Genomic DNA, 20,321 nt, shown 5'->3' on the forward strand with positions numbered 1-20,321 from the left:
CGCGCGTTTAAGTGCGCCTGCACGGGCGGGGATAGCTATGTACCCCCGGGCTTCGTCTTGTTGACCGAAAACGTGATGATGGTCGTCCCGGTGCTCGCAAAGCAGCACTAGTTTCGACGGTCGCCGGCAGCGACCGTCGAAAACCAGCTATCATCCTACCTCATTGCGGTCTGATCGCCGTGACTTGAGCGTTCATGCCTTGTGCCTTTGCCGTGAAGGCGACCCGCTGCCCCGCCCGAAGGTTCTTGAGCAAAGCCGGAGGCGAGGCGCGGAAGGCCATGGTCATCGCCGGCCAACCGATCGCCGGTATGGGACCGTGCTTGATCGTGACGGTTCCTGCCCGCGGGTCGAGAGCCGTGATCGTACCCGTACCTTTGCCGACCTTTGCGGCCGACGCGGCCGGCGATGCTGGGGCGGCCACAGCGTTGGCGGTGAGGGGGGTGAGAAGCAGGACAAGACCTGCCCGAAGTATAGACGAGACTTTCATGATGCACTCCTTTTGGAACTGGTGAGACCTCGCTGCCGCAACAGCATGTAGGCGGCGGGCAAGAGGAACAGGGATAGGAGGGGAGCCGTCAGCATTCCGCCGATCATCGGTGCCGCGATGCGGCTCATGACCTCTGAACCGGCACCGTGTCCGACAAGGACGGGGAGCAGGCCGGCGATGATGACGGCAACGGTCATCGCCTTGGGCCGAACCCGCAGCAGAGCGCCTTCGCGGATTGCTTCGACGACTTCCTCTTTCGTAGGCGAAGGACCGCGAGCGGCGAGGGCGTGTTTCAGATAGATCAGCATCACGACGCCGAACTCTGCAGAGACACCCGCCAGGGCGATGAACCCCACCCCCGTCGCGACCGACTGCGCATAGCCGAGCAGCCAGAGGATCCAGATGCCTCCGACCAGAGCGAAGGGCAGGGTCCCCATGACCAACGCCGCCTCGTCGAGCCGGCCGAACGTCAGGTAGAGCAGCAGGAAGATGATCGCGAGCGTCGCTGGAATGACGAGCATCAGCCGGCTTTCGGCACGCTGCAGATACTCGAACTGCCCCGAATAGGCGATCGATACGCCGGGGCTGAGTCGCACCCCCTTCGCAACAGCGCGCTGCAGGTCGGCAACGGTCGAAGCCAGGTCACGGTCGCGGACGTCGACATAGACCCATGTCGATGGTCGCCCGTTCTCGGTCTTGAGCATTGGCGGCCCCTCGGCGACCGACACCGCCGCGACCGTGCCGAGCGTGATCTGCTGACCCGTGGCAGTCACTATGGGAAGCGTCCGCAGCCCTTCCAGGCTGTCTCGCAACTCGCGCGGATAGCGAACGCTGATGGGATAGCGCGCCAGGCCCTCGACCGTTTCCCCGATCGTCTCGCCCCCAATTGCGCCCGCGACGATCTCCTGAACGTCGGCAATGTTGAGGCCGTACCGGGCAGCGCTCGCCCGATCGATGTCCACGTCGACGTAGCGCCCGCCGGTTAACCGCTCCGCCAGGGCGGAACTGACGCCCGGCACGGTCTTTGCAATGCGCTCGACGCTAGCCCCTATCCGGTCCAGCTCGGCCAGATCGGCGCCCGACACCTTGACGCCGATCGGACTTTTGATGCCCGTCGCCAGCATGTCGATCCGATTTCGGATGGGCGGCACCCAGACATTGGTGAGCCCGGGAACGCGAACCGTTCGGTCCAGCTCCTCCACCAGCTTCGCTGGCGTCATCCCCGCGCGCCACTGGTCGCGTGGCTTGAACTGGATCGTCGTCTCGAACATCTCCAGCGGGGCGGGGTCGGTCGCCGTTTCGGCCCGGCCGGCCTTCCCGAACACGGTTGCGACTTCAGGCACGGTTTTAATGAGGCGATCGGTTCGTTGCAGCAGATCGGAAGCACTGGCGGCAGAGAGGCCCGGTAACGCCGATGGCATGTAAAGCAGGTCGCCCTCATCCATCGAGGGGATGAACTCGCCTCCGAGCCGCGCGAGCGGCCAGGCTGTCGTTGCCAGTACCACAATGGCGACCGCGATCGTCACCCAGGGGCGCGCCATCACCCGGTCCAGGGCGGGCCGGTAGAGGCGGGTCAGGCCTCGGTTGATGACGTTGTCCTGCTCGGCAGGGATGCGACCCCGGATCAGCCACCCCATCAGCACTGGGACGAGCGTGATGGAGAGAATGGCAGCTGCCGCCATCGCATAGCTCTTGGTGAAGGCGAGCGGTGCAAACAGCCGGCCTTCCTGAGCTTCAAGCGTAAAGACGGGCACGAACGAGAGCGTGATGATGACGAGGCTGAAGAACAGCGCCGGACCGACTTCCGCGGCAGCTTCGGTGATGACCTGCCAGCGCTCCTCGCCTGCGAGCGCTTGGCTAGGGTGGTCATGCTCCCAATGCTCGATCCGCTTATGCGCGTTCTCGATCATGACAATGGCCGCATCCACCATTGCACCGATCGCAATGGCGATCCCGCCCAAGGACATGATGTTGGCGTTAACGCCCTGGACGCGCATGACGAGCAGGGCGGCGAGTACGCCGAGCGGCAGGGTGACGATCGCGACCAAGGCCGATCGAACGTGCCAGAGGAACAGCCCGCACACGATCGCCACAACGACGAACTCCTCGAGGAGCTTGCTCGACAGATTCTCGACCGCGCGATCGATCAGTTGCGACCGGTCGTAGGTGGTGACGACCTGCACGCCGGGGGGAAGGCTTCGCCTCAGCTCGACCAGCTTGGTTTTCACCGCCTCGATCGTCTCCCGGGCGTTCTTGCCTTGGCGCAGGATGACGACACCGCCCGCTACCTCTCCCTCGCCATTGAGATCCGCGATGCCCCGTCGCATCTCAGGGCCGATCTGGATGGTGGCGACGTCGCCCAACGTCACCGGGACACCGGCCCCGGCGACCCTCAGCGGAATTGCGCGAAAATCATCGACGGTACGAAGATAGCCCGACGCGCGAACCATATACTCCGCCCCACCCATCTCCAGCACCGAACCGCCCGCCTCCTGATTGGCGCGGCGGATGGCTTCCACCGTCTGGGCGTGGGTGACGCCTAGCGAAGCAAGCCGGGTCGGGTCGAGCAGCACCTGGTACTGCTTCACCATGCCCCCGATGCTGGCCACTTCAGCGACACCGGGGAGGGTTTTCAACTCGTAGCGCAGGAACCAGTCCTGCAGCGATCGAAGCTGAGACAAGTCGTGGCGGCCGCTGCGGTCCACCAACGCATATTCGTAGATCCAGCCCACACCGGTGGCGTCCGGGCCGAGGGCGGCCTGTGCCCCTTGTGGCAGCCGACCTTGAACCTGGCTCAGATATTCGAGCACGCGGGAGCGTGCCCAATACAGGTCCGTGCCCTCGTCGAAGATCACATAGACGTAGCTGCCGCCGAAGAAGGAATAGCCGCGCACGGTCTTGGCGCCGGGCACGGACAGCATGGTAGTGGTCAGCGGATAGGTAACCTGGTTCTCCACGATCTGCGGCGCCTGGCCCGGCCAGCTTGTCCGGATGATGACCTGGGTATCCGATAGATCGGGCAAGGCATCGACGGGCGTGGCCCGCAGCGCGAACACGCCGGCGATGGCAAGTGCGAGCGCTGCCAGCACAACAAGGAACCGGTTGGCGACGGACCAGCGGATAATCTTGGCGATCACCGGCTGCGCTCCTGCATGATGCGGCGCAGGGTCGGGCCTTCCGATGGCTGGTCGAAACCGAACCGAACACGATCTCCCTTCTTGTAGCCGCGCAGCAGGGCGGGATTGGCAACGCGGAAGCTCATCGTCATCGCCGGCCACCCGATCGCCGGCACTGGCTCATGAGACAGCGTTATCGAACTCGCGTCCAACGTCTCCACACGCCCGACTGTCTCATAGACTTGACCAGTCGCAGCCGACGGCTGTTTTGGTTGCGGCTTCGCTTCACCGCCGATCGGCCGCGCATCGAGGCCTGCAAGGCTGGCCTCGGAATCGATCAGGAACTGGCCGGATGCCACGACCTTCTCGCCCTCGGCGAGCCCCGCAAGAATTTCTGTTTTCCCGCCACCTTCGGTGCCGGTTCGCACTTCAGCGGGTCGGAACCGCCCGCCGGGGCCAGCGAGCATGACGAGCGTGCGGCGACCGGTGCGGATCACGGCCTCGCTGGGCACGAGCAGCCTATCGCGTGAATCCTGCCCGAGTGCGACGCTGGCGAACATGCCCGGCCGAAGCCTGCCGCCTCTGTTGGCCAGTTCGATCCGCACGGTGAGCGTGCGGGTTTCGGCCTGCGCCTGAGGCAGAATGGCAGTAATCCGGCCTGCGAAGGTCTCCCCCGGGAAAGCCGCAAGCGTGGCGGTTACGGGAGTGCCGACGCGCAGCGTGCCGGCGCCCGCCTCGGGGACGGCCGCGTTCAGCCAGACAGTGCCGAGCCCATTCACCTCAGCGAGGGTCTGGCCCTGCGCCAAGGTCATGCCCTGTCGCACGCTCAGCGTCTTGATGACCCCGCCGATCGGCGTACGGATCGTCGTTCGCCCGCCGGTCGAACCGGTCATACCGAGAAGCGTCATGCGTTGGCGTGCGGCCCGTGTCAGGGAGGCATCCCCGGTACGCCGAACCGCCTCGTACTCGGCTTGCGCACCTGCCCATTCAGGAACCAGGAGGTCGGCCAGTGGCGCTCCAGCGGACACCACGTCACCGGGCGCGCGTGCATAAACACGTTGAACGAAGCCGGCGCTGCGAGCCTGGATGACGGCGAGGGTGCGCTCGTCGAACTCAATGCTGCCCGTCACGGTCACCGCGTTGGCGAGCGTCCCTCGCTCGGCCGACACGATCCGCGCTCCAAGGCGCTGCATGCTGCCAGCATCGATAGTGACCCCCGGCATGGCATTCGCGCCGGTGCCATCATCGGCATATCGGGGGATCGTCTTCATCCCCATGGACGAGAGACCCGGACCGTCATGATGTTCGGCCGGGATCATGGGGTCATACCAGTAGAGGATCTTGCGCTGGTTCGTTTGGGCCTGCTGCGTTGGCGAGCTGGCCGTGTTCCCAAGCCGCGCGATGCCAAAACCGATGCCGCCTGCCACAAGGGCAAGCGCACCAGCAGCAGTTGCAAGGCGGGCGCGGGTCATGTTCGTGCCTCTCATCGGTCGTCGCTCCCGAAGGTGATTGTGAGCCGGACGGCATCGGAAGCGACATCCGCCTCGCGATCGAGCGCCGTCAGCTCCGCGTCGGCCAGGGCCGTCTTGGCATCGATGATGTCCGTAAGATTCGCCCTACCGGCGGCATAGCTCGCCGTTTCCAGGTCGGCGCGCTCCCGAGCGAGCGGGAGAAGTACGCGTAGCGCCCGCTGCCATTGGCTATGGTGCATCTCATGGTCGGCCAGCGCGGCGTCGAGGCCGGCTGCCAGAGTGCGCCGCGTCTCCTCGCGCTGTGCTTCCGCTTGCGCTTGAGCAGATCGGCGTGCCGCGATACGAGGATCCTGGCGCGACCGAGCGAACAGCGGCAGGCTCATCGACACCCCCGCCGATACCATGTCTCCGTAGCGAGGGTCACGACGCTGGTACGCCACTTCGGCACCCCAATCCGGACGCTTTTCTGCACGTGCCGCGTCCACATCAGCCTGGGCACGATGAATGCTCGCGTCGGCGGAAACCATGTCGGGATGCTGCTCAAGCGCCGTCCGCAGCTTCGCCGGCACCAGGTCGATCACCGGCACGTCGCCGGCGATCTCGGGTGCCGGAACGCCCGTCCAGCGAGCCAGCATCGCGCGGGCGCGCGCAACTGCGGCGACCAGCTCGTCGCGCCGATCCTCCAGCCCGGCGATGGCCTGGTTGATACCCAGGCTCTGGGCCGGACGGGCCGTCCCAGACGCCACAGCGGTGCGTGCAGCAGAGGGAAGCGTACGCAACGAACGGATGATCGCGTCGAGTGCTGCCAATCGTCGTTCAGTATAGGCAAGATCCATCCACGCCTGTCCCGCCCCCAACCGGACTTGCCGAAACTTGACCTCCTGAGACGCTTGCGCGGTGACGATCGCCGCCCGAGCCTGCGCCTGAGCGGCATGGCGCTTGGCGAGATTGGGTAGGTCCTGCTGAAACCCGACCCGCCCCATCGTCATGTCGTCGCGGGTCAGCGAGAAGGCCGGGGGTCCCGAGATCGGATAGTTATCGACGCCGATCGACAGCCGTGGATCGGGGAGGCTTCCGGCGGCGCCGGCCTCTGCTTGGGCAGCTGATACCCCTGCACGCGCTGCGGCTGCCCCTGGGGCGTTTGCAACCGCCCCGCGTATCGCTTGGTCGTAAGTCAGAGATTGCGCCTGCGCGGTGCTCGCTGAAAGCACCGCGACGGCCAGCATCATGGATGCGCGCATGGCTAATTCCGTCTGGAAGGGATGATACGATCACACGCTCGCCCCGCGCTCTGGCAAGAAGGCGAGGCACGACCGCGATCGGGTCAGCTCAGACGGTGGGCGGTTGTAGTTCCGGCATTAGGTCGCGGCCGGCCAAGGGTGCATCCACGGCGCGGTAGGCGACGGGAGGCAGGGGAACGCGTGGTGCCGTCAAAGGGAGACGGTCCTGGATGGTCATGGGAATCATGCATCCCATCTGCGCGATGCACGCAAGCGTGAGCCCCTTGCAGGGTTGCTCGTGCGTGGCCTCCGGCATTCCTTCCGTGCCGGCGCAATCCATTCCCGTCGGCATGGCATGGCTCGCCTCCATCGCAGGCGCGAGCGCGGGCCCACCTGCATAGGCAGCCTGTTGACCGAACAGGCCAACCAATGCTCCCAAGAGGAGAAGGAGGGAAAGATGACCTTTCACACCGATACGGTCGGGCGTGGGGGTGCGGGTGTCAACGACTATCCGCCGTGGTGAGCGAATACTCGCCGCCCACCGGGTCCGAACGCAACGACGTTGTAGGGCTGGGCCGTCATGCCCGGCATCTCCATGCCCGGCGAGCCCATCGGCATCCCGGCAACCGCGAGCCCCGTCACACCCTTCGGGTGCGTTGCCAGAGCCCGCTTCATATCGGCGATCGGCACATGACCCTCGAACGTTATGCCGTCGATAATAGCCGTGTGGCACGAGGCCAAGTCCGCAGGTACGCCCCGGGCCTTCATGAACGCGGGCCGGTTCGCGTCGTCGACGACGCGGACCGCGCGACCGAACTGAGCCTTCACCTGCTGCGCCTACTTCTCGCAACATGGGCAGCCCGGATCGCGATGCATCAGCACCGGCCCGGCAGCCAAGGCTGCAACCGGCATGGCGAACGCTGCAACAGCGGCGAGAAGGCAGATGCGGGTCATATCTGTTCCTAGATGGTCGCCCCACCACAGGCAAACCCTGCGGTGGGGCGGGGGCCGATCACTGTGCAGCCTTGCCGTGCGCCCGCAGCCAGGCGTTCAGCTCGCCGACTTCCTTGTTCTGCTCGGCGATCGTCTTGGTCGCCATCTGGCGGACCTTTGCGTCCTTGGTTTCGCGCAACACTATCTGCGACATGGCAATGCCGCCGCGATGATGCTCAACCATTTTGCGGACCCAGGTCTCGGTCGCATCGGCGCCCATGGCCGACATCATCTTCTGATGCATCTGCATTTCAGAGGGCGGATAGGGGTTCGCCGGCGTCGGCTGCATCATCTGACCGTGGTTCATGCCCGAATGATCCATGCCCTGCATCTGGGCGATGGCCGGAGCGGCGCCGAGCGCGGCCGCGAGGGCCAGAACAGTCATCTTCTTCATCGTGTCTCTCCTGGGTAAACGCCCCCGCCCACAGGAGAGATACGGGCGCGCGGACCGTATCCCTCACGCCCGTGATCGAATTCAGCGGATCGGCTGAAGGGTATCAACTCCGACGCTCTCATCAGTTTCAGGCGGGGGAGGGGGAACCTGCTTGTCACGATAGGAGGGCAGGTCGGGCGCATTCGCAGGCGTAGGATTTGCCTCGAGCCTGGCAATGGCCCGCTTCATCTGCGTGATCTCACGAACCTGAGCATCGATGATTCCGTCCGCCAGCTTGCGAACCTCGGGGTCTTTGATGTGAGCGCGCTCGCTCGTCAGGATCGCGATCGAGTGGTGCGGGATCATGGCTTTCATCCAGCTCACGTCGTCCACCGTCTCCTGACTGCGGACGAGCCACAGCGCGAGCGCGAACACCACGATGCTACCCCCGATGATCGCGGCATTCGTCCGTTTGTTCTTGTACATCGACCACATGAAGAGGAGCATGATGATCGCCATCGTGGCGCCCATCACGAACGCCATCCAGAACCGTGTCTGACTGAATTCGATATGCCCGAGGGCATAGACGTTCACGTACATCAGCCCGAACATGACAACGGTCGAGGTCGCCACCATTGCCGCGAAGCGACCATAGCCCATCCCCATGTTCATCTTGCCTTCGTGGTCATCCATCATGCGACTCCCTGTCTGGACATATGCCCCCCGGCTTTGCGGCGCGCCCGTCTCGGCCAGCGCATGAAGAGAAGGATTGCGCCGGATACCGCAAAGACGAGACCGCCTGCGGCGAAAGCGTTGAGCCACGGCGTGTTGAACCGCTCGTGCTCCGTCCAATCCATGATGTGGAGACCCCAGAAGAAATCGTACAGCCGCCACGTTCCTGTCCGGACCGACGTGAGCCGTCCCGTCTCGGCCGCTACGTAGATGCGGGTGGCGTCATTGTCGGCGAACGTCGCACGCCAAGCGGGCAACGCCCCGCGATACTCGGTGCTGGGTCGGTCGACCCGCTCGATGGTGGGCGCGGGCAAACCATTCCCTCGATACGCCTTCTGAGCGATCGTCCCTGCGGCCTTGGCATCCAGTGGCGGGAGCGGCGCAGCCGTGCGCGCGTCCAGCAGACGGATGTGACCATCCGCCAGCTGCGCCTCGACGATCGGCCGCCCGAGCAGCATGCGGTGCTGAAGCTGTCGGACCGGCGCTCCGACCGACGCGAGCAAGGCAGGCAACGGTGCGAAGCCTTGGGTGCTCGACAGCGCCGGCTCGGCGTTCCGTTCGATCCGATGATCGCCGTGCACGGTGTCGATGGGGAGCAGGCTCATCACAAGGCCGCTGGTGAACCAGACGATCGCCTGCGCGCCGATCAGGAGAGCAAGCCAGCGGTGGATCTTGCTCGCTCCAAGGTGGAGGCGGAGCCGCGGGCTCAGAACCAGGTCCTCACGCCGGCGACGAAGCTGAAGCCCCCCGTGTCGTCGCCACGCGCCCGCGAGAAGCGCGCGGTGTCGCCGAACTGCCGTTCCCACGACACGCCGATATAGGGCGCGAACTCACGGCGGCCCTCGTAGCGAAGCCGCAAACCGGCCTCCAGGTCCGTCAGCCCGGAGCCGATCCCGTTATCCCGCACGTCCTGGGCCGCAAAGTTGGCCTCCACCCTAGGCTGGAGAACAAAGTAGTTGGTGATGCGCTGGTCGTAATAGCCCTCGGCGCGGGCGAGCACGTCCCCCTTGTCGGAGAGGAACAGCGCGCCCTCGACCTCGAATTGGTAGGGAGCCAGGCCTTCGATCCCGATCGTCGCATAGGTGCGCGACGGGTTCGGCTTGAAGTCGTAGCGGACGCCGGCCTGGAGGTTCCAGTAGGGATCGAGGGCGTGGCTGTAGAGCGCCTGCACCTCGGCGCTTTCCAGTGATTTGCCGAAGCTGCCTTCACCCTCAGACTTCAGCCACAACCGGTTGATGTCGCCTCCGACCCAAGCTTCGCCATCCCAGCGGTAGCCGTCGCGTCCCTTGCGGGCCTGATACTCCGCGAGATTGAAGAGCACCTGATAGTAGGTCATCCCGCCATGCTCGCGCCGCAGATCGTTTTCTCGCGAGCTGGCCATGGCATCCGCCCCCCAGACACGATCGGCGAGATGATCGCCGGGCGGCGCGGGAGCGGGCTTGTTGCCGGGAGGAAGGTCGGTCCCGACCCTGGCGCCTGCCTGACTACTACCCTCCATCGCCATACCGGGCATCGCGCTCATGTCATGCCCGGCATGCGGGTCCTGCCCCGCTGCTGCCGGAGAGCCCATGCCGGGCATGGCGGACATGTCGTGGCCGGCGTGCGGGTCCTGGGCGGGCGCGGCCTGCTGCCCGCCCATGTTCATTCCCTGCATCCCGCTCATGTCGTGACCGGCGTGCGGATCGGCCGCCCGAGCCGGCGCGGTCGGCGCACGACGGGGGGCCGCACGCCGAACAGGGGCCTTCCGCTTGGCCGCGGGTTTCGCGGCTGCTTTCCGTGTGGGCGTGGGAGTCGCCTTGGCCGCGGGCTTTGCCGGCATGGTCATCCCCGGCATGTTGTGCATGGAATGATCCATGCTCTGCCCGAACACGGGGCTGGCGACGACTGCCGAGGCGAGGCCGGCGAGAAGGAGCGACCGGTTCACGCTGCCGCCTCCCCGGCCTTGCGGACCTGGACGACGCGCATCATGCCTGCGTGCATGTGGTAGAGCATGTGGCAGTGGAACGCCCAATCGCCTTCCTCGCCTGTCACGTCCCAGCTCACCGTGCCGCCTGGCTGGACCAGCACGGTATGCTTCCGGGGCGCATAGGCGCCTTTCCCTGTCACCAGGTCGAAGAAGTGACCGTGGATATGAATCGGATGGCCCATCATCGTGTCGTTGATGAGGGTGACGCGCACCCGCTCGCCGTGCAGCAGGGTGATCGGATCGGGGCTCTCCGACAGCTTCTCGCCATCGAAGCCCCACATGTACCGTTCCATGTTGCCGGTAAGGTGGAGCTTGATCTCGCGCTCGGGTGCCCGCGTGTCGGGATTGCGGTCGAGCGCAACCAGATCGCGATAGGTGAGCACGCGGTGCCCGACGTTCTCCAGTCCCTGACCTGGCTCGCCGGTGCGATCGACGGGCATGGCCGAAATGGTCTGGACGCCTGGTCCCTTCTTCACGCTCGGGGCTTTCGAGAAGTCGCGCATGTTCATGCCGCCCATGTCCATACCGGCCATCGGCTGCCCATCCGTCATGCCCGGCATGGCACGCGACCCGTGATCCATTCCGGCCATCGCGCCGCTCTGACCCTGCGGCGCGGTCATCCCGGCCATGGCGCCGGCAGCAGCGCCGGTCGCGCCATGGTTCATCTGGGAATGGTCCATGCCCTGCATCGAACCGGCACCCGCGCTCTGGCCCATCGTGCTGTGGTCCATGCCCGCCATCGATCCAGCCTGCGCGCCCATTGCTCCGCTCCCCATGCCCTGCATGGAGCCGTGATCCATGGTGCTCATGTCATGGCCGCCCATGCCCATGTCCTTCATGGTCGCGAGCGGGCGCTTGCGCAGTGGTGGGACCTCGGCCGCCATGCCCTCGCGGGGTGCGAGCGTCGCGCGCGCCATGCCGGACCGGTCGACGCTCTCGCCCACCAGCGTATAGGCGCGCATGTCGGGCGGCGTGACGACCGCGTCATAAGTCTCGGCCGGACCGAATTGGAACTCGTCAATCTCGATCGGGCGCACGTTCAACCCATCGGCCGCGACGATCGTCATCGGCAGGCCGGGGATGCGGACGTTGAAGGTCGTCATGGACGATGCGTTGATGAAGCGGAGCCGCACCCGCTCACCCGGTCGGAACAGAGCGGTCCAATTGTCCTTGGGGCCATGGCCGTTAACCAGATAGGTGTAGGTCGAGGCGGTCACGTCGGCGACATCGGCGGGGTCCATCCGCATCTTGCCCCACATTAGCCGCTCTTTCAGCGGCTGATCCTTACCGGCCAGCAGCCCGCCCAAGGTCTGGCGCTGACGGTTGAAATAGCCCGACTCCTTCTTGAGGCGGTCGAACAGGTAGTGCGGGTGTTGGAAGCTGTGATCGGACAGCACGATGACGTGCTCGCGATCGAACTGCACCGGGTCGGGGTCCTTGGGGTCGATCAGGATCGGGCCGTAGTGTCCCTCTTGCTCCTGAAGCCCCGAGTGGCTGTGATACCAGTAGGTGCCGTTCTGGATGATCGGGAACTCGTAGGTGAAGGTCGAGCGCGCGGGGATGCCCGGGAAGTTGATGCCGGGCACACCGTCCATCTGGAAGGGCACCAACAGCCCGTGCCAGTGGATTGACGTCTCTTCGTCCAGCTCGTTCACGACGTGGAGGCGCACGTTCTGCCCCTCGCGCAGGCGGATGAGCGGGGCGGGTACGGTGCCGTTGATGCCGATGGCATGGCTCTGCCGCCCGTCGATCATCATCATCTGATGCGCGACCTTCAGCGTGATGTCGTCGCCCGACACGGTCGGCAATGGCTTGGCGATCCCCGCGGACACTGGCTGCGCCCACGCCGGCATGTAGGCCGACAATGCAAGGCCGCTTCCGGCTAGGGTGGCACCGCGCAGCACTTGGCGGCGGTCGAGAACGCGCGACATGAAAGCTCCTCGAAGGGTGGGCCGCTACCGGCCCGTCTTAATCCTTCTACGCGTCCCGCGCGGCCATCCCTTGTTCGGCGCTCAACTTTTCGAGGAGGCGCGAACGGGCACGGTAAAGGCGGGTTTCGACAGCCTTCTGGCTGATCCCCAACACCTCGGCGGTTTCGGCTTGGCTTAAACCTTCGATAGTGCGCAGCACCAGCGCTTCCTTGAGGTTCATGGGCAGGGTCGAAATGGCACCTGTCACCCGGTCCAACTCCTGGCGGTCGGCTGCGCCGTCGTCGACCGCAACCCGATCGTCCACCACAGCTTCGGCGCGGCGATCGATGGGAACCGCAAAGGAGAAGAACCGGCGCACCGTGCGCTTTCGCGCCCAGTCACGGCACTTGTTGATCGCGATCGTCGAAAGCCACGCCTTCATGGCGCGCTGTCCGTCGTAGCGCGGGAGAGCCTGGTGTGCGGCGACGAACGTCTCCTGCACCAGGTCGAGCGCCTCGTCCGGTTCGCCGACGCAAGCCCGCGCGAGCCGGAACACCGGCTGTTGGTAGCGCCGCACGATTTCGGCAAAAGCGGCCTGCCGACCGGCAATGCTGAGCGTCGCCAGCTCGCCATCGGACAGCGTGGTCCAATCGAGGCTCACCCCTGGCCGTCGGTGAGCGCCTTCACCACCGCAGCATCGAATTGGGAGGTCTGATCGGCTCGCAGAAGCTGCCGCATGGCGAAGATGTGCGCCAACGTAGCCTTCTGCAGCTCGCCCATCGCGGCATGGCTCTGATCGACCGCGGCCGTGACCCGCGGGCCGTTGCCGTGCTCGGCCTCGATCGCCTCGGCGAGCCGGGCATTGGTCGCGCGCAACTCCAGCTCGAGAGCGCGCCGTTGCACCGCGAACCGGTCCTCCAGAACCTTCAGCTTTGCCTGCTGATCGGCATCGAGCGCGAGCTTGTGGTGCAGGACCTCGTGCAGCGCGGCACCCGGCTGCTTGGGATGGGGCAACAGCGCACGTCCGACGAACACGCCCCCGATCGCCGCGACAAAGGCGAGGACGACACACAGAACGACGCGCTTGGTCGAGGTCATGGCTCGCCGATCAGCAAAGTTGAGGGTGCGAGCGGCGAAGCCCCACCGAGCGGTGCGAGCGACACCGCGGGGCTCGCGGTCGCCGGCAATTCGGCGCCGATCATGCCGATCGCCAATGCCGCGACCGCCACCACACCAATGCCGAGCCCGGCCTGCCGCACGACCGGCCGGGTGCCAATGCGCGCGAGAACACGTGCTTCGACGTCGTCCAGAGCGGCCGGAACAGGTGCTCCCGCCAACCTCGCCAACGCTCTGTCCAGATCATCCATGTTTTCCACTCCGCCCCTCTAACACTGGTTACGCAGCGCTGCCCATCATCCCTCATCGCTAGCGTGAGGGGTGCGCACCTGCGCCGCGTAGAATGGACAGAACACCACGGAGTAACCTCATGCGTCGCGCCCTAGTCCCTGCCGCCCTTGCCATTCTCGGGCTCGCCAGCGCCGCCCAGGCTCACCCTAAGTTGCTGTCCGCCTCACCGGCGCCGAACGCGACGGTCGCCAAGCCCGCGCGTCTCGCGCTTCGGTTCAGCGAAAAGCTGATGCCGAAGTTCTCGGGCGCGGATCTGATAATGACCGCGCATCGGGGCACCGCGCACCCGCCTATGAAGGTTGCGACTGCGGCTGGGGTCGCGGAGGATGGCCGCACGCTCGTCGTCACGCCCAAGGGGCCGCTCGCACCGGGCCGCTACAGCGTCGCGTGGCACGTGGTTTCCGGCGACACGCACCGGGTGGCCGGCAACTTCGCCTTCGCGGTCAAGTAACGGTGGACACCGACTGGCCGCTGATCGCGGTCCGCTTCGCGCTCTATGCGACACTGAGCGGGCTGTTCGGCCTGTCGGCTTTCAGTCTCTATGGCCTCAAGGCCCGCGAGCGCGCCGATGCGCTCGCACTGCGGCCCTGGCTCGTCGGAAGCGGCCTGCTCGGCCTCCTGTTCTCCGGGATCGGCCTCGCGCTGCTCGCGGCTGCGATGGCCGGGGCGCCGCTCTGGCCGGTCGATCAGGAGGCGGTCGGGATGCTCCTCTCCGGGTCCGCGACGGGCACCGCGTGGGAAGCGCGCGTGGCTGCGCTCGTGGTGGCCTCGATCGCGGCCCTCGTGGCGGCCGGTCGCGCGGCTCTGCTCGGCCTAGTGGCGTTCGCTGCGGGCGTGGCGCTCGCCACGCTTGCTTGGGCAGGGCACGGCGCGATGGACGAGGGCGCAGTCGGCTGGGTGCATCTGGGCGCGGACATTCTCCACCTGCTCGCTGGCGGGGCCTGGGCCGGAGCCCTGCTCGGGCTCGTGCTTCTCGTCGCTCGGCCGGCCGGTCGCGTCGACGCCGCCCATCTGACCCTGACGCACCGCGCACTGCACGGGTTTGGCTTGGTGGGCACGATAATGGTCGGCACGATTGCCGTCACCGGGATCGTCAATGCCTGGTTGCTGGTCGGCGTTGCCAATCTGCCGAACCTCGCCGCTACGGTCTACGGCCAGCTTCTGATCGCCAAGCTCGTCCTCTTCGGCGCGATGCTCACGCTTGCGTCGTTCAACCGCTTTCGGCTTACGCCGGCGTTCGAGCGCTCGATCACCGCGGTCGATCATCATGGCGCGCTTCGCGGCCTGCGGCGCAGCCTCGCAGTTGAGGCGAGCTGCGCGGTGGCGATCCTGGCGCTCGTCGCATGGCTGGGAACACTCGAACCGCCCGCTTCGGCGATGTGAGGGGCGGGCGGCCTAATGCCGCCCGCCTCGCCGCTCAGGCGGCCATCTTCTCGCATTCCTCGGCGCAACGGTTACAGGCCGCGACGCAATCCTCCATGCCGGCGAGCCCTTCGCAACTCGCCGCGCACGCCCGGCAAATCTCGGCGCACTCGCGGCAGATATGACGATGGTGTTCGGACTTGCGGGCCATGAAGTCGATCGCGACTGCGCAAATCTGCGCGCAATCGGCCATAATTTTCATGTGCTGCGGCTCGGCGTGCTTCCCACCTGCCTCAAGGCAGTGGTTCATCGCCATATAAAGACAGGTGATATGGCATTCGTGGCAGGCGTCCATGCACGCCTTCATCGCCGGGTCCATCTGATGCATCAGTCATTCTCCGTCTTATCCCCGCCTTAAAGGGGATACGCGCCAGATCGCATTTTCCCTCGCCTGCTTGGCCCTTTTCGAGGGGCAACGCCTTCGGCCGCGTAGCTCATATTAGGCGGCTTGGGCGCACTGTCGCGGGTTAAGCTCGATCGGCCTTGACCCTGACACGGTGTCAGACCCTACATGCCTTCGGGTCGAAGGAGTTACGCCATGAACGATCCTCATTCTCATGCCCATACCGGGGGTTGCGGCTGCTCAGCAAAGTCAGCCGAGCCGGCTGCCGCGCCCGCTTCATGCTGCTCTGGGGCCTCTACCGCGTCAGTGCCAGTCGAGCAGGCCGGCAAAATGGGTGGCTGCTGTTCGGGACCCAAGGTGCCCGGCGACGCGACCAAGGCAACGGACCCGGTGTGCGGCATGACGGTCGATCCGGCGAAAACGGCGCACCATGCCGAGCACGCCGGCCATGAATATCATTTTTGCAGCGCCGGGTGCCGGACCAAGTTCGTGGCTGATCCGAACGCCTATCTCGGCGATAAGCCAAAAGCTGAGCCAACAGCGACGCCGGGCGCGATGTGGACGTGCCCGATGCACCCGCAAGTCCGCCAAGAGGGGCCGGGCACGTGCCCTATCTGTGGCATGGCGCTCGAGCCCGAAGAACCATCGCTCGACGACACACCCAACCCCGAGCTGGTCGATTTTACACGCCGGCTGTGGGTGGCCGGCGCACTGACGATCCCGCTCCTCGTCGTTTCGATGTTTGCCGAGATGCTCGGCATCAATGTCGTCAGCCCCACGGTCTCGCCGTGGGTCCAGCTCGCGCTAACCGCACCGATCGTGCTGTGGGCGGGCTTGCCGTTTTTCGAGCGAGGGTGGACCTCGATCCGGACCCGCCATCTCAATATGTTCACGCTGATCGCAATCGGGGTCGGCGCGGCCTTCCTCTACAGCGTGGTCGCGACGCTCGCGCCAGGCCTGTTCCCTGCGACGTTCCGGATGCACGGTGGGATGGTTCCGGTCTATTACGAGGCGGCCGGCGTCGTGGTGACGCTGGTGCTGCTCGGGCAAGTGCTCGAGCTGCGCGCCAGGGCGGCAACCGGGCGCGCGATCCGAGCCCTCCTGGATCTCGCTCCCAAGACAGCTCGGCGGCTGCGGACTGACGGCTCCGAGGAAGAGGTCGGTCTTGCCGACGTCGCCGCTGGCGATCGGCTGCGGGTCCGTCCCGGCGAAGCGATTCCGGTCGATGGCGTGGTGGTCGAAGGCCGTTCGTCGGTCGATGAATCCATGCTCACCGGCGAGCCTGCACCGGTCCTCAAGGAAGTTGAGGCGGCCGTCACGGGGGGCACCGTCAACGGCACGGGTAGCCTGATTATGGAAGCCCGCGCCGTCGGCGCGGATACGATGCTGGCGCGGATCGTCCGCATGGTCGCCGAAGCGCAGCGCAGCCGCGCCCCGATTCAGGCGGTCGCCGATCGGGTGTCGGGATGGTTCGTGCCGCTGGTCGTGCTGATCTCGGTGGTGACGTTCGTGGTATGGTCGCTAGTCGGCCCTGAGCCGCGCATGGGCCATGCCCTGCTCAACGCTATCGCCGTGCTGGTCATCGCCTGTCCGTGCGCGCTCGGGCTCGCCACACCCATGTCGATCATGGTCGGCACCGGGCGCGGCGCGACAGCCGGGGTGCTTGTCAAGAATGCGGAAGCCTTACAGGGGCTAGAGAAGGTCGATACGCTCGTCATCGACAAGACGGGCACGCTCACGGAAGGCAAGCCTAAGCTGGTCGCGTTCGAGACGGTCGGCGCAGTCGCGGAAAACGACATGCTCGCGCTTGCCGCGGCCGTCGAAGGGCAATCCGAACACCCGCTCGCTCACGCGATCGTCGTTGCCGCCAAAGAGCGGGCATTGCAGCTCGGCAAGGTAGCGGACTTCGCCTCGCAAACCGGCCTGGGTGTCAGCGCCACGGTCGACGGCCGCTCGGTCGTCATCGGCAATGCCGCGCAAATGAGCCGGATCGGCGCTGATCCCAAGCCGGTCGATGCCGCGGCTGATCGCCATCGTAGCGAAGGCGCGGGTGTCATCCTGGTCTCGATCGATGGGGCGCTCGCTGGCTTGCTGGCGGTCGCCGATCCGGTGCGGGCATCGGCGCGCGACGCCATTGCCGCGCTGCGCAAAGAGGGATTGCGCGTCGTCATGCTCACCGGCGACAATCGTGGGACCGCGGATGCGGTCGCGCGCGCGGTAGGCGGTCTCGATGACGTACGCGCCGATCTGCGGCCGGAAGACAAAGCGCGCATCATAGGCGAGTTGAAGGCAAGCGGCGCCAAGGTCGCGATGGCCGGCGACGGTATCAATGACGCCCCGGCGCTTGCCGCTGCGGACGTGGGTCTGGCGATGGGCACGGGAACAGACGTCGCGATCGAAAGCGCCGGCATGACGCTCACGCGCGGCGATCTGTCGGCGATCGTGCGGGCGCGCAAGCTCGCCCACGCAACGATGCGCAATATCCGCCAGAACCTGTTCTTCTCGTTCCTGTTCAACGGCATCGGCGTGCCGGTCGCGGCGGGGGTGCTTTATCCCGTCGCCGGCATTCTGCTCTCGCCGATGCTAGCCGGTGCGGCGATGGCGCTCTCGTCTTTCACTGTCGTTCTGAACGCGCTGCGGCTCAACGCGGTGAAGTTGTGAACATCGGAACGGCGTCGGACGCCAGCGGCGTCTCTCAGCGCATGATCCGCCACTATGAGAAAATCGGCCTCGTGCCTGCGCCGCCTCGGCGCGGGAGCTACCGGGATTATTCAGAGGCCGATGTTCACCGGCTGCGCTTCATTGCCAATGCGCGCGATCTGGGGTTCCCGATCGAGGAGATCCGCACACTCCTCGGCCTCTGGTCGGATCGCAGCCGTTCGAGCAGCGAAGTAAAGATGCTCGCCCAGGCGCGCGCCGATGAACTTGGGCGTAAGGCGGCTACGCTCGAAGCTATGCGATCGACGCTGCTGGACCTGGTGAACCGCTGCCACGGAGATGATCGACCGGACTGCCCGATCCTTCGCCGTATGGAAGCATAGGGTCGCGCCTACTCGCTGGCGCGACGAGCAACGCCGTCCCGCCACGGGCGTTGCGAAAAGCGAAGCGTGATCCGCAAAGTCGCCACACGACCGCGGATTGTGTCCATCGTGCGACCCAACTCGCGGACAATCTGGCTAATGGTCTGCTTCCCAGCCACACGCCGCCGAAGTTCGGCGTCGTCCTCCTCGTCCAAGGCGCGCCGCGCCGGGTGGTCACCTCAATTTATCCTTATGGTTCTTCCGATCATTTCCGGCTTCTCGTTGAACCGACTCGAGCGGGGCGAACGAATTTACTTTGGATGACATTGTCGAGCCAATGCTCAAGGTAGCCGTGAAGATAACGCGTCGATCAACCGGCATTCGGCGATCGTTGTGGCGTCGCAGCGCCCCCATTTGACGATCTCTTCACGCAGCGTCTGTAGGCCGGCGAGTTTGTGGTCGATCTCTGCGATGTGCAGCACCGCCATCTCGTCAACTGCATCGCACGATCCGCGCGGATCGTCCGCCAGGCGGAGCAGGTCACGCACCTGATCGAGCGTAAAGCCCAAGTCGCGCGAGCGCTTGATGAACGTCAGGCGATCAAGGTGCGACTCATCGTAAAGGCGGTAATTGCCCCCGCTCCGACGCGGTGCAGCGATCAAACCCTCACCCTCGTAAAAGCGGACGGTCTCGACCTTCAGCCCGGTGCGCTTCGCAATATCGCCGATCTTCATGGATGAGCCCTTGACCCTCTAGTGACATGAGGGTGCATATGGGGGGTCCGACACACGAATCGAGTGCATCATGGCGGACGACTGCTGTTCCAGGAAAGGCGACACGATCGCGCAGTTCGGCCGTAAGACCGATCAACGACGCGTGCTGATCGCCGTCATGGTTATCAACTTCGTTATGTTCGTTGCCGAGTTCGGCGGGGGGGTGTTCGCGCGGTCGTCCGCACTGATGGCGGACTCAGTCGACATGCTCGGCGATGCCGTGGTCTATGCACTCAGCCTCTATGCGTTGAGCCGCGGCCCCCGCTGGGAAGCCGGGGCGGCACTGGCCAAGGGCGGCATCATCCTCATGTTTGGCATCGCGGTCGTATTCGAGATCGTCGACAAGGTGGTCAACGGCGTTTCGCCCTCGTCTTCACTAATGCTGGCGTTCGGCGGTGCCGCGCTCGTCGCCAACCTGACCTGCCTCGCGATGCTGTGGCGATTCCGGTCGGAGAACGTGAATATGTCCAGCACGTTCGAGTGCTCGCGCAACGACGTGGCGTCAAACGTCGGCGTACTTATTGCGGCCGGGTTTATCGCCATGACCGGCGCGGCATGGCCCGATATCGCGGTGGGCGGCGTCATCGCGCTCATCTTCCTGCGGTCAGCGTGGCGTGTTCTCGCCGAAGCGATCCCGGCATGGCGAGAGACCCGGCCGGTAGCACCGGAAGTCTTGCGATGACACTCGGACGTATTTCGACTAGACGGCCTGAAATGCTGCGCAGGCTCTGGTCCCTTTTGCTCGTCATGATTGCGTCGTCCCTGGTGATGACGGCGACCGTGCACGCGCGCGAGGTTGCAGGGCCGGTGACTATCGAGTGCAGCGGCACAGTGCATAGCGACGGCGACGCCGATCAATCGCAAGGCGATGCCGACAAGGCGGTGCCGCACCACCATGCCACCTGCCACGGACAGTTACTGAACCTGCCAGCGAGCAACGCGCTGCCGTTGATGGCATGCGCTGACGGTCTGCATCCGTTCCCCGCACCCGCCAGTGCCATCGCGTCGCATCTCGTCGATCCCGCGCTGAGGCCCCCGGCCGCCTGACGACACCCGCTCGCCGGCATCTGCCGGCCCGACGTGTTCT

General features: G+C 65.6%; 22 protein-coding genes. 6 read left to right on the forward strand and 16 right to left on the reverse strand.

The window, feature by feature from the left end; genetic code table 11:
• Nucleotides 1–160: 160 nt before the first annotated feature.
• From GV027_RS17730 to GV027_RS17790, 13 genes are all read right to left on the reverse strand, one after another.
• On the reverse strand, nucleotides 161–487 hold the full coding sequence (locus tag GV027_RS17730; protein WP_159513018.1) for a copper-binding protein: 327 nt from the start codon (nucleotides 485–487) through the stop codon (nucleotides 161–163).
• Nucleotides 484–3,624, reverse strand: coding sequence for an efflux RND transporter permease subunit (locus GV027_RS17735; RefSeq protein WP_159513019.1), 3,141 nt, complete (start codon nucleotides 3,622–3,624; stop codon nucleotides 484–486). The genes GV027_RS17730 and GV027_RS17735 overlap by 4 nt, the downstream gene beginning before the upstream one ends.
• The gene (locus GV027_RS17740; RefSeq protein ID WP_234422475.1) at nucleotides 3,621–5,075 is read right to left on the reverse strand and encodes an efflux RND transporter periplasmic adaptor subunit; all 1,455 of its coding nucleotides are present in this window, start codon (nucleotides 5,073–5,075) and stop codon (nucleotides 3,621–3,623) included. Before GV027_RS17740 ends, GV027_RS17735 begins: the two co-directional genes overlap by 4 nt.
• Before the next feature lie 11 nt (nucleotides 5,076–5,086).
• Nucleotides 5,087–6,316: a TolC family protein gene (locus tag GV027_RS17745; RefSeq protein WP_151989806.1), complete on the reverse strand. Its 1,230-nt coding sequence runs from the start codon at nucleotides 6,314–6,316 to the stop codon at nucleotides 5,087–5,089.
• Between the two features lie 486 nt (nucleotides 6,317–6,802).
• On the reverse strand, nucleotides 6,803–7,123 hold the full coding sequence (locus tag GV027_RS17750; RefSeq protein ID WP_236559361.1) for a DUF411 domain-containing protein: 321 nt from the start codon (nucleotides 7,121–7,123) through the stop codon (nucleotides 6,803–6,805).
• A gap of 184 nt (nucleotides 7,124–7,307) precedes the next feature.
• Nucleotides 7,308–7,682 carry a DUF305 domain-containing protein gene (locus tag GV027_RS17755; RefSeq protein WP_151989804.1) on the reverse strand — a complete coding sequence of 125 codons (375 nt, stop codon included), beginning with the start codon at nucleotides 7,680–7,682 and terminating at the stop codon, nucleotides 7,308–7,310.
• Between the two features lie 81 nt (nucleotides 7,683–7,763).
• Nucleotides 7,764–8,357 (reverse strand): DUF305 domain-containing protein, encoded by a 594-nt coding sequence (locus GV027_RS17760; protein ID WP_409349185.1) that lies wholly within the window; start codon nucleotides 8,355–8,357, stop codon nucleotides 7,764–7,766.
• Nucleotides 8,354–9,109, reverse strand: a complete 756-nt coding sequence (locus GV027_RS17765; RefSeq protein ID WP_151989819.1) for a PepSY domain-containing protein — start codon at nucleotides 9,107–9,109, stop codon at nucleotides 8,354–8,356. Before GV027_RS17765 ends, GV027_RS17760 begins: the two co-directional genes overlap by 4 nt.
• The gene (locus GV027_RS17770) at nucleotides 9,100–10,248 is read right to left on the reverse strand and encodes a copper resistance protein B (protein ID WP_151989818.1); all 1,149 of its coding nucleotides are present in this window, start codon (nucleotides 10,246–10,248) and stop codon (nucleotides 9,100–9,102) included. Before GV027_RS17770 ends, GV027_RS17765 begins: the two co-directional genes overlap by 10 nt.
• 65 nt (nucleotides 10,249–10,313) lie before the next feature.
• A complete protein-coding gene (locus GV027_RS17775) occupies nucleotides 10,314–12,290 on the reverse strand; it encodes a copper resistance system multicopper oxidase (protein WP_151989803.1) in 1,977 nt (658 codons plus the stop codon).
• A gap of 46 nt (nucleotides 12,291–12,336) precedes the next feature.
• On the reverse strand, nucleotides 12,337–12,930 hold the full coding sequence (locus tag GV027_RS17780; protein WP_151989802.1) for an RNA polymerase sigma factor: 594 nt from the start codon (nucleotides 12,928–12,930) through the stop codon (nucleotides 12,337–12,339).
• Nucleotides 12,927–13,367 carry a periplasmic heavy metal sensor gene (locus tag GV027_RS17785; protein WP_151989801.1) on the reverse strand — a complete coding sequence of 147 codons (441 nt, stop codon included), beginning with the start codon at nucleotides 13,365–13,367 and terminating at the stop codon, nucleotides 12,927–12,929. The genes GV027_RS17780 and GV027_RS17785 overlap by 4 nt, the downstream gene beginning before the upstream one ends.
• Entirely contained in the window at nucleotides 13,364–13,636 is a 273-nt protein-coding gene (locus tag GV027_RS17790; RefSeq protein WP_151989800.1) for a hypothetical protein, read from the reverse strand. Before GV027_RS17790 ends, GV027_RS17785 begins: the two co-directional genes overlap by 4 nt.
• A gap of 119 nt (nucleotides 13,637–13,755) precedes the next feature.
• Between GV027_RS17790 and copC the strand changes: the two genes are divergently transcribed.
• Nucleotides 13,756–14,127 carry a copper homeostasis periplasmic binding protein CopC gene (copC, locus tag GV027_RS17795; protein ID WP_151989799.1) on the forward strand — a complete coding sequence of 124 codons (372 nt, stop codon included), beginning with the start codon at nucleotides 13,756–13,758 and terminating at the stop codon, nucleotides 14,125–14,127.
• Between the two features lie 2 nt (nucleotides 14,128–14,129).
• Nucleotides 14,130–15,059: a copper homeostasis membrane protein CopD gene (gene copD / locus GV027_RS17800; RefSeq protein WP_151989798.1), complete on the forward strand. Its 930-nt coding sequence runs from the start codon at nucleotides 14,130–14,132 to the stop codon at nucleotides 15,057–15,059.
• Between the two features lie 34 nt (nucleotides 15,060–15,093).
• On the opposite strand, the gene GV027_RS17805 is transcribed toward copD, so the two are convergent.
• A complete protein-coding gene (locus GV027_RS17805) occupies nucleotides 15,094–15,426 on the reverse strand; it encodes a four-helix bundle copper-binding protein (protein WP_145147227.1) in 333 nt (110 codons plus the stop codon).
• 318 nt (nucleotides 15,427–15,744) lie between these two features.
• Complete coding sequence (locus GV027_RS21295) at nucleotides 15,745–15,891, reverse strand: hypothetical protein (RefSeq protein ID WP_201302697.1); 147 nt, start codon at nucleotides 15,889–15,891, stop codon at nucleotides 15,745–15,747.
• Between GV027_RS21295 and GV027_RS17810 the strand changes: the two genes are divergently transcribed.
• Together GV027_RS17810 and GV027_RS17815 are read left to right on the forward strand one after the other, a co-directional pair.
• Entirely contained in the window at nucleotides 15,841–18,102 is a 2,262-nt protein-coding gene (locus GV027_RS17810; protein ID WP_234422476.1) for a heavy metal translocating P-type ATPase, read from the forward strand. The genes GV027_RS21295 and GV027_RS17810 overlap by 51 nt on opposite strands.
• Complete coding sequence (locus GV027_RS17815) at nucleotides 18,099–18,482, forward strand: MerR family DNA-binding protein (RefSeq protein ID WP_151989797.1); 384 nt, start codon at nucleotides 18,099–18,101, stop codon at nucleotides 18,480–18,482. The genes GV027_RS17810 and GV027_RS17815 overlap by 4 nt, the downstream gene beginning before the upstream one ends.
• 320 nt (nucleotides 18,483–18,802) lie before the next feature.
• Here GV027_RS17815 and GV027_RS17820 read toward each other — a convergent pair whose 3' ends face one another.
• Nucleotides 18,803–19,195: a MerR family transcriptional regulator gene (locus tag GV027_RS17820; protein ID WP_151989796.1), complete on the reverse strand. Its 393-nt coding sequence runs from the start codon at nucleotides 19,193–19,195 to the stop codon at nucleotides 18,803–18,805.
• Between the two features lie 70 nt (nucleotides 19,196–19,265).
• On the opposite strand from GV027_RS17820, the gene GV027_RS17825 reads away from it, so the two are divergent.
• Both GV027_RS17825 and GV027_RS17830 read left to right on the forward strand, forming a co-directional pair.
• Nucleotides 19,266–19,916 (forward strand): cation transporter, encoded by a 651-nt coding sequence (locus GV027_RS17825; RefSeq protein ID WP_151989795.1) that lies wholly within the window; start codon nucleotides 19,266–19,268, stop codon nucleotides 19,914–19,916.
• 32 nt (nucleotides 19,917–19,948) lie between these two features.
• Entirely contained in the window at nucleotides 19,949–20,281 is a 333-nt protein-coding gene (locus GV027_RS17830) for a hypothetical protein (RefSeq protein ID WP_151989794.1), read from the forward strand.
• Nucleotides 20,282–20,321 lie beyond the last annotated feature (40 nt).

This window comes from Sphingomonas sp. T1, from assembly GCF_902506585.1.
Lineage (GTDB): Bacteria > Pseudomonadota > Alphaproteobacteria > Sphingomonadales > Sphingomonadaceae > Sphingomonas > Sphingomonas aerolata.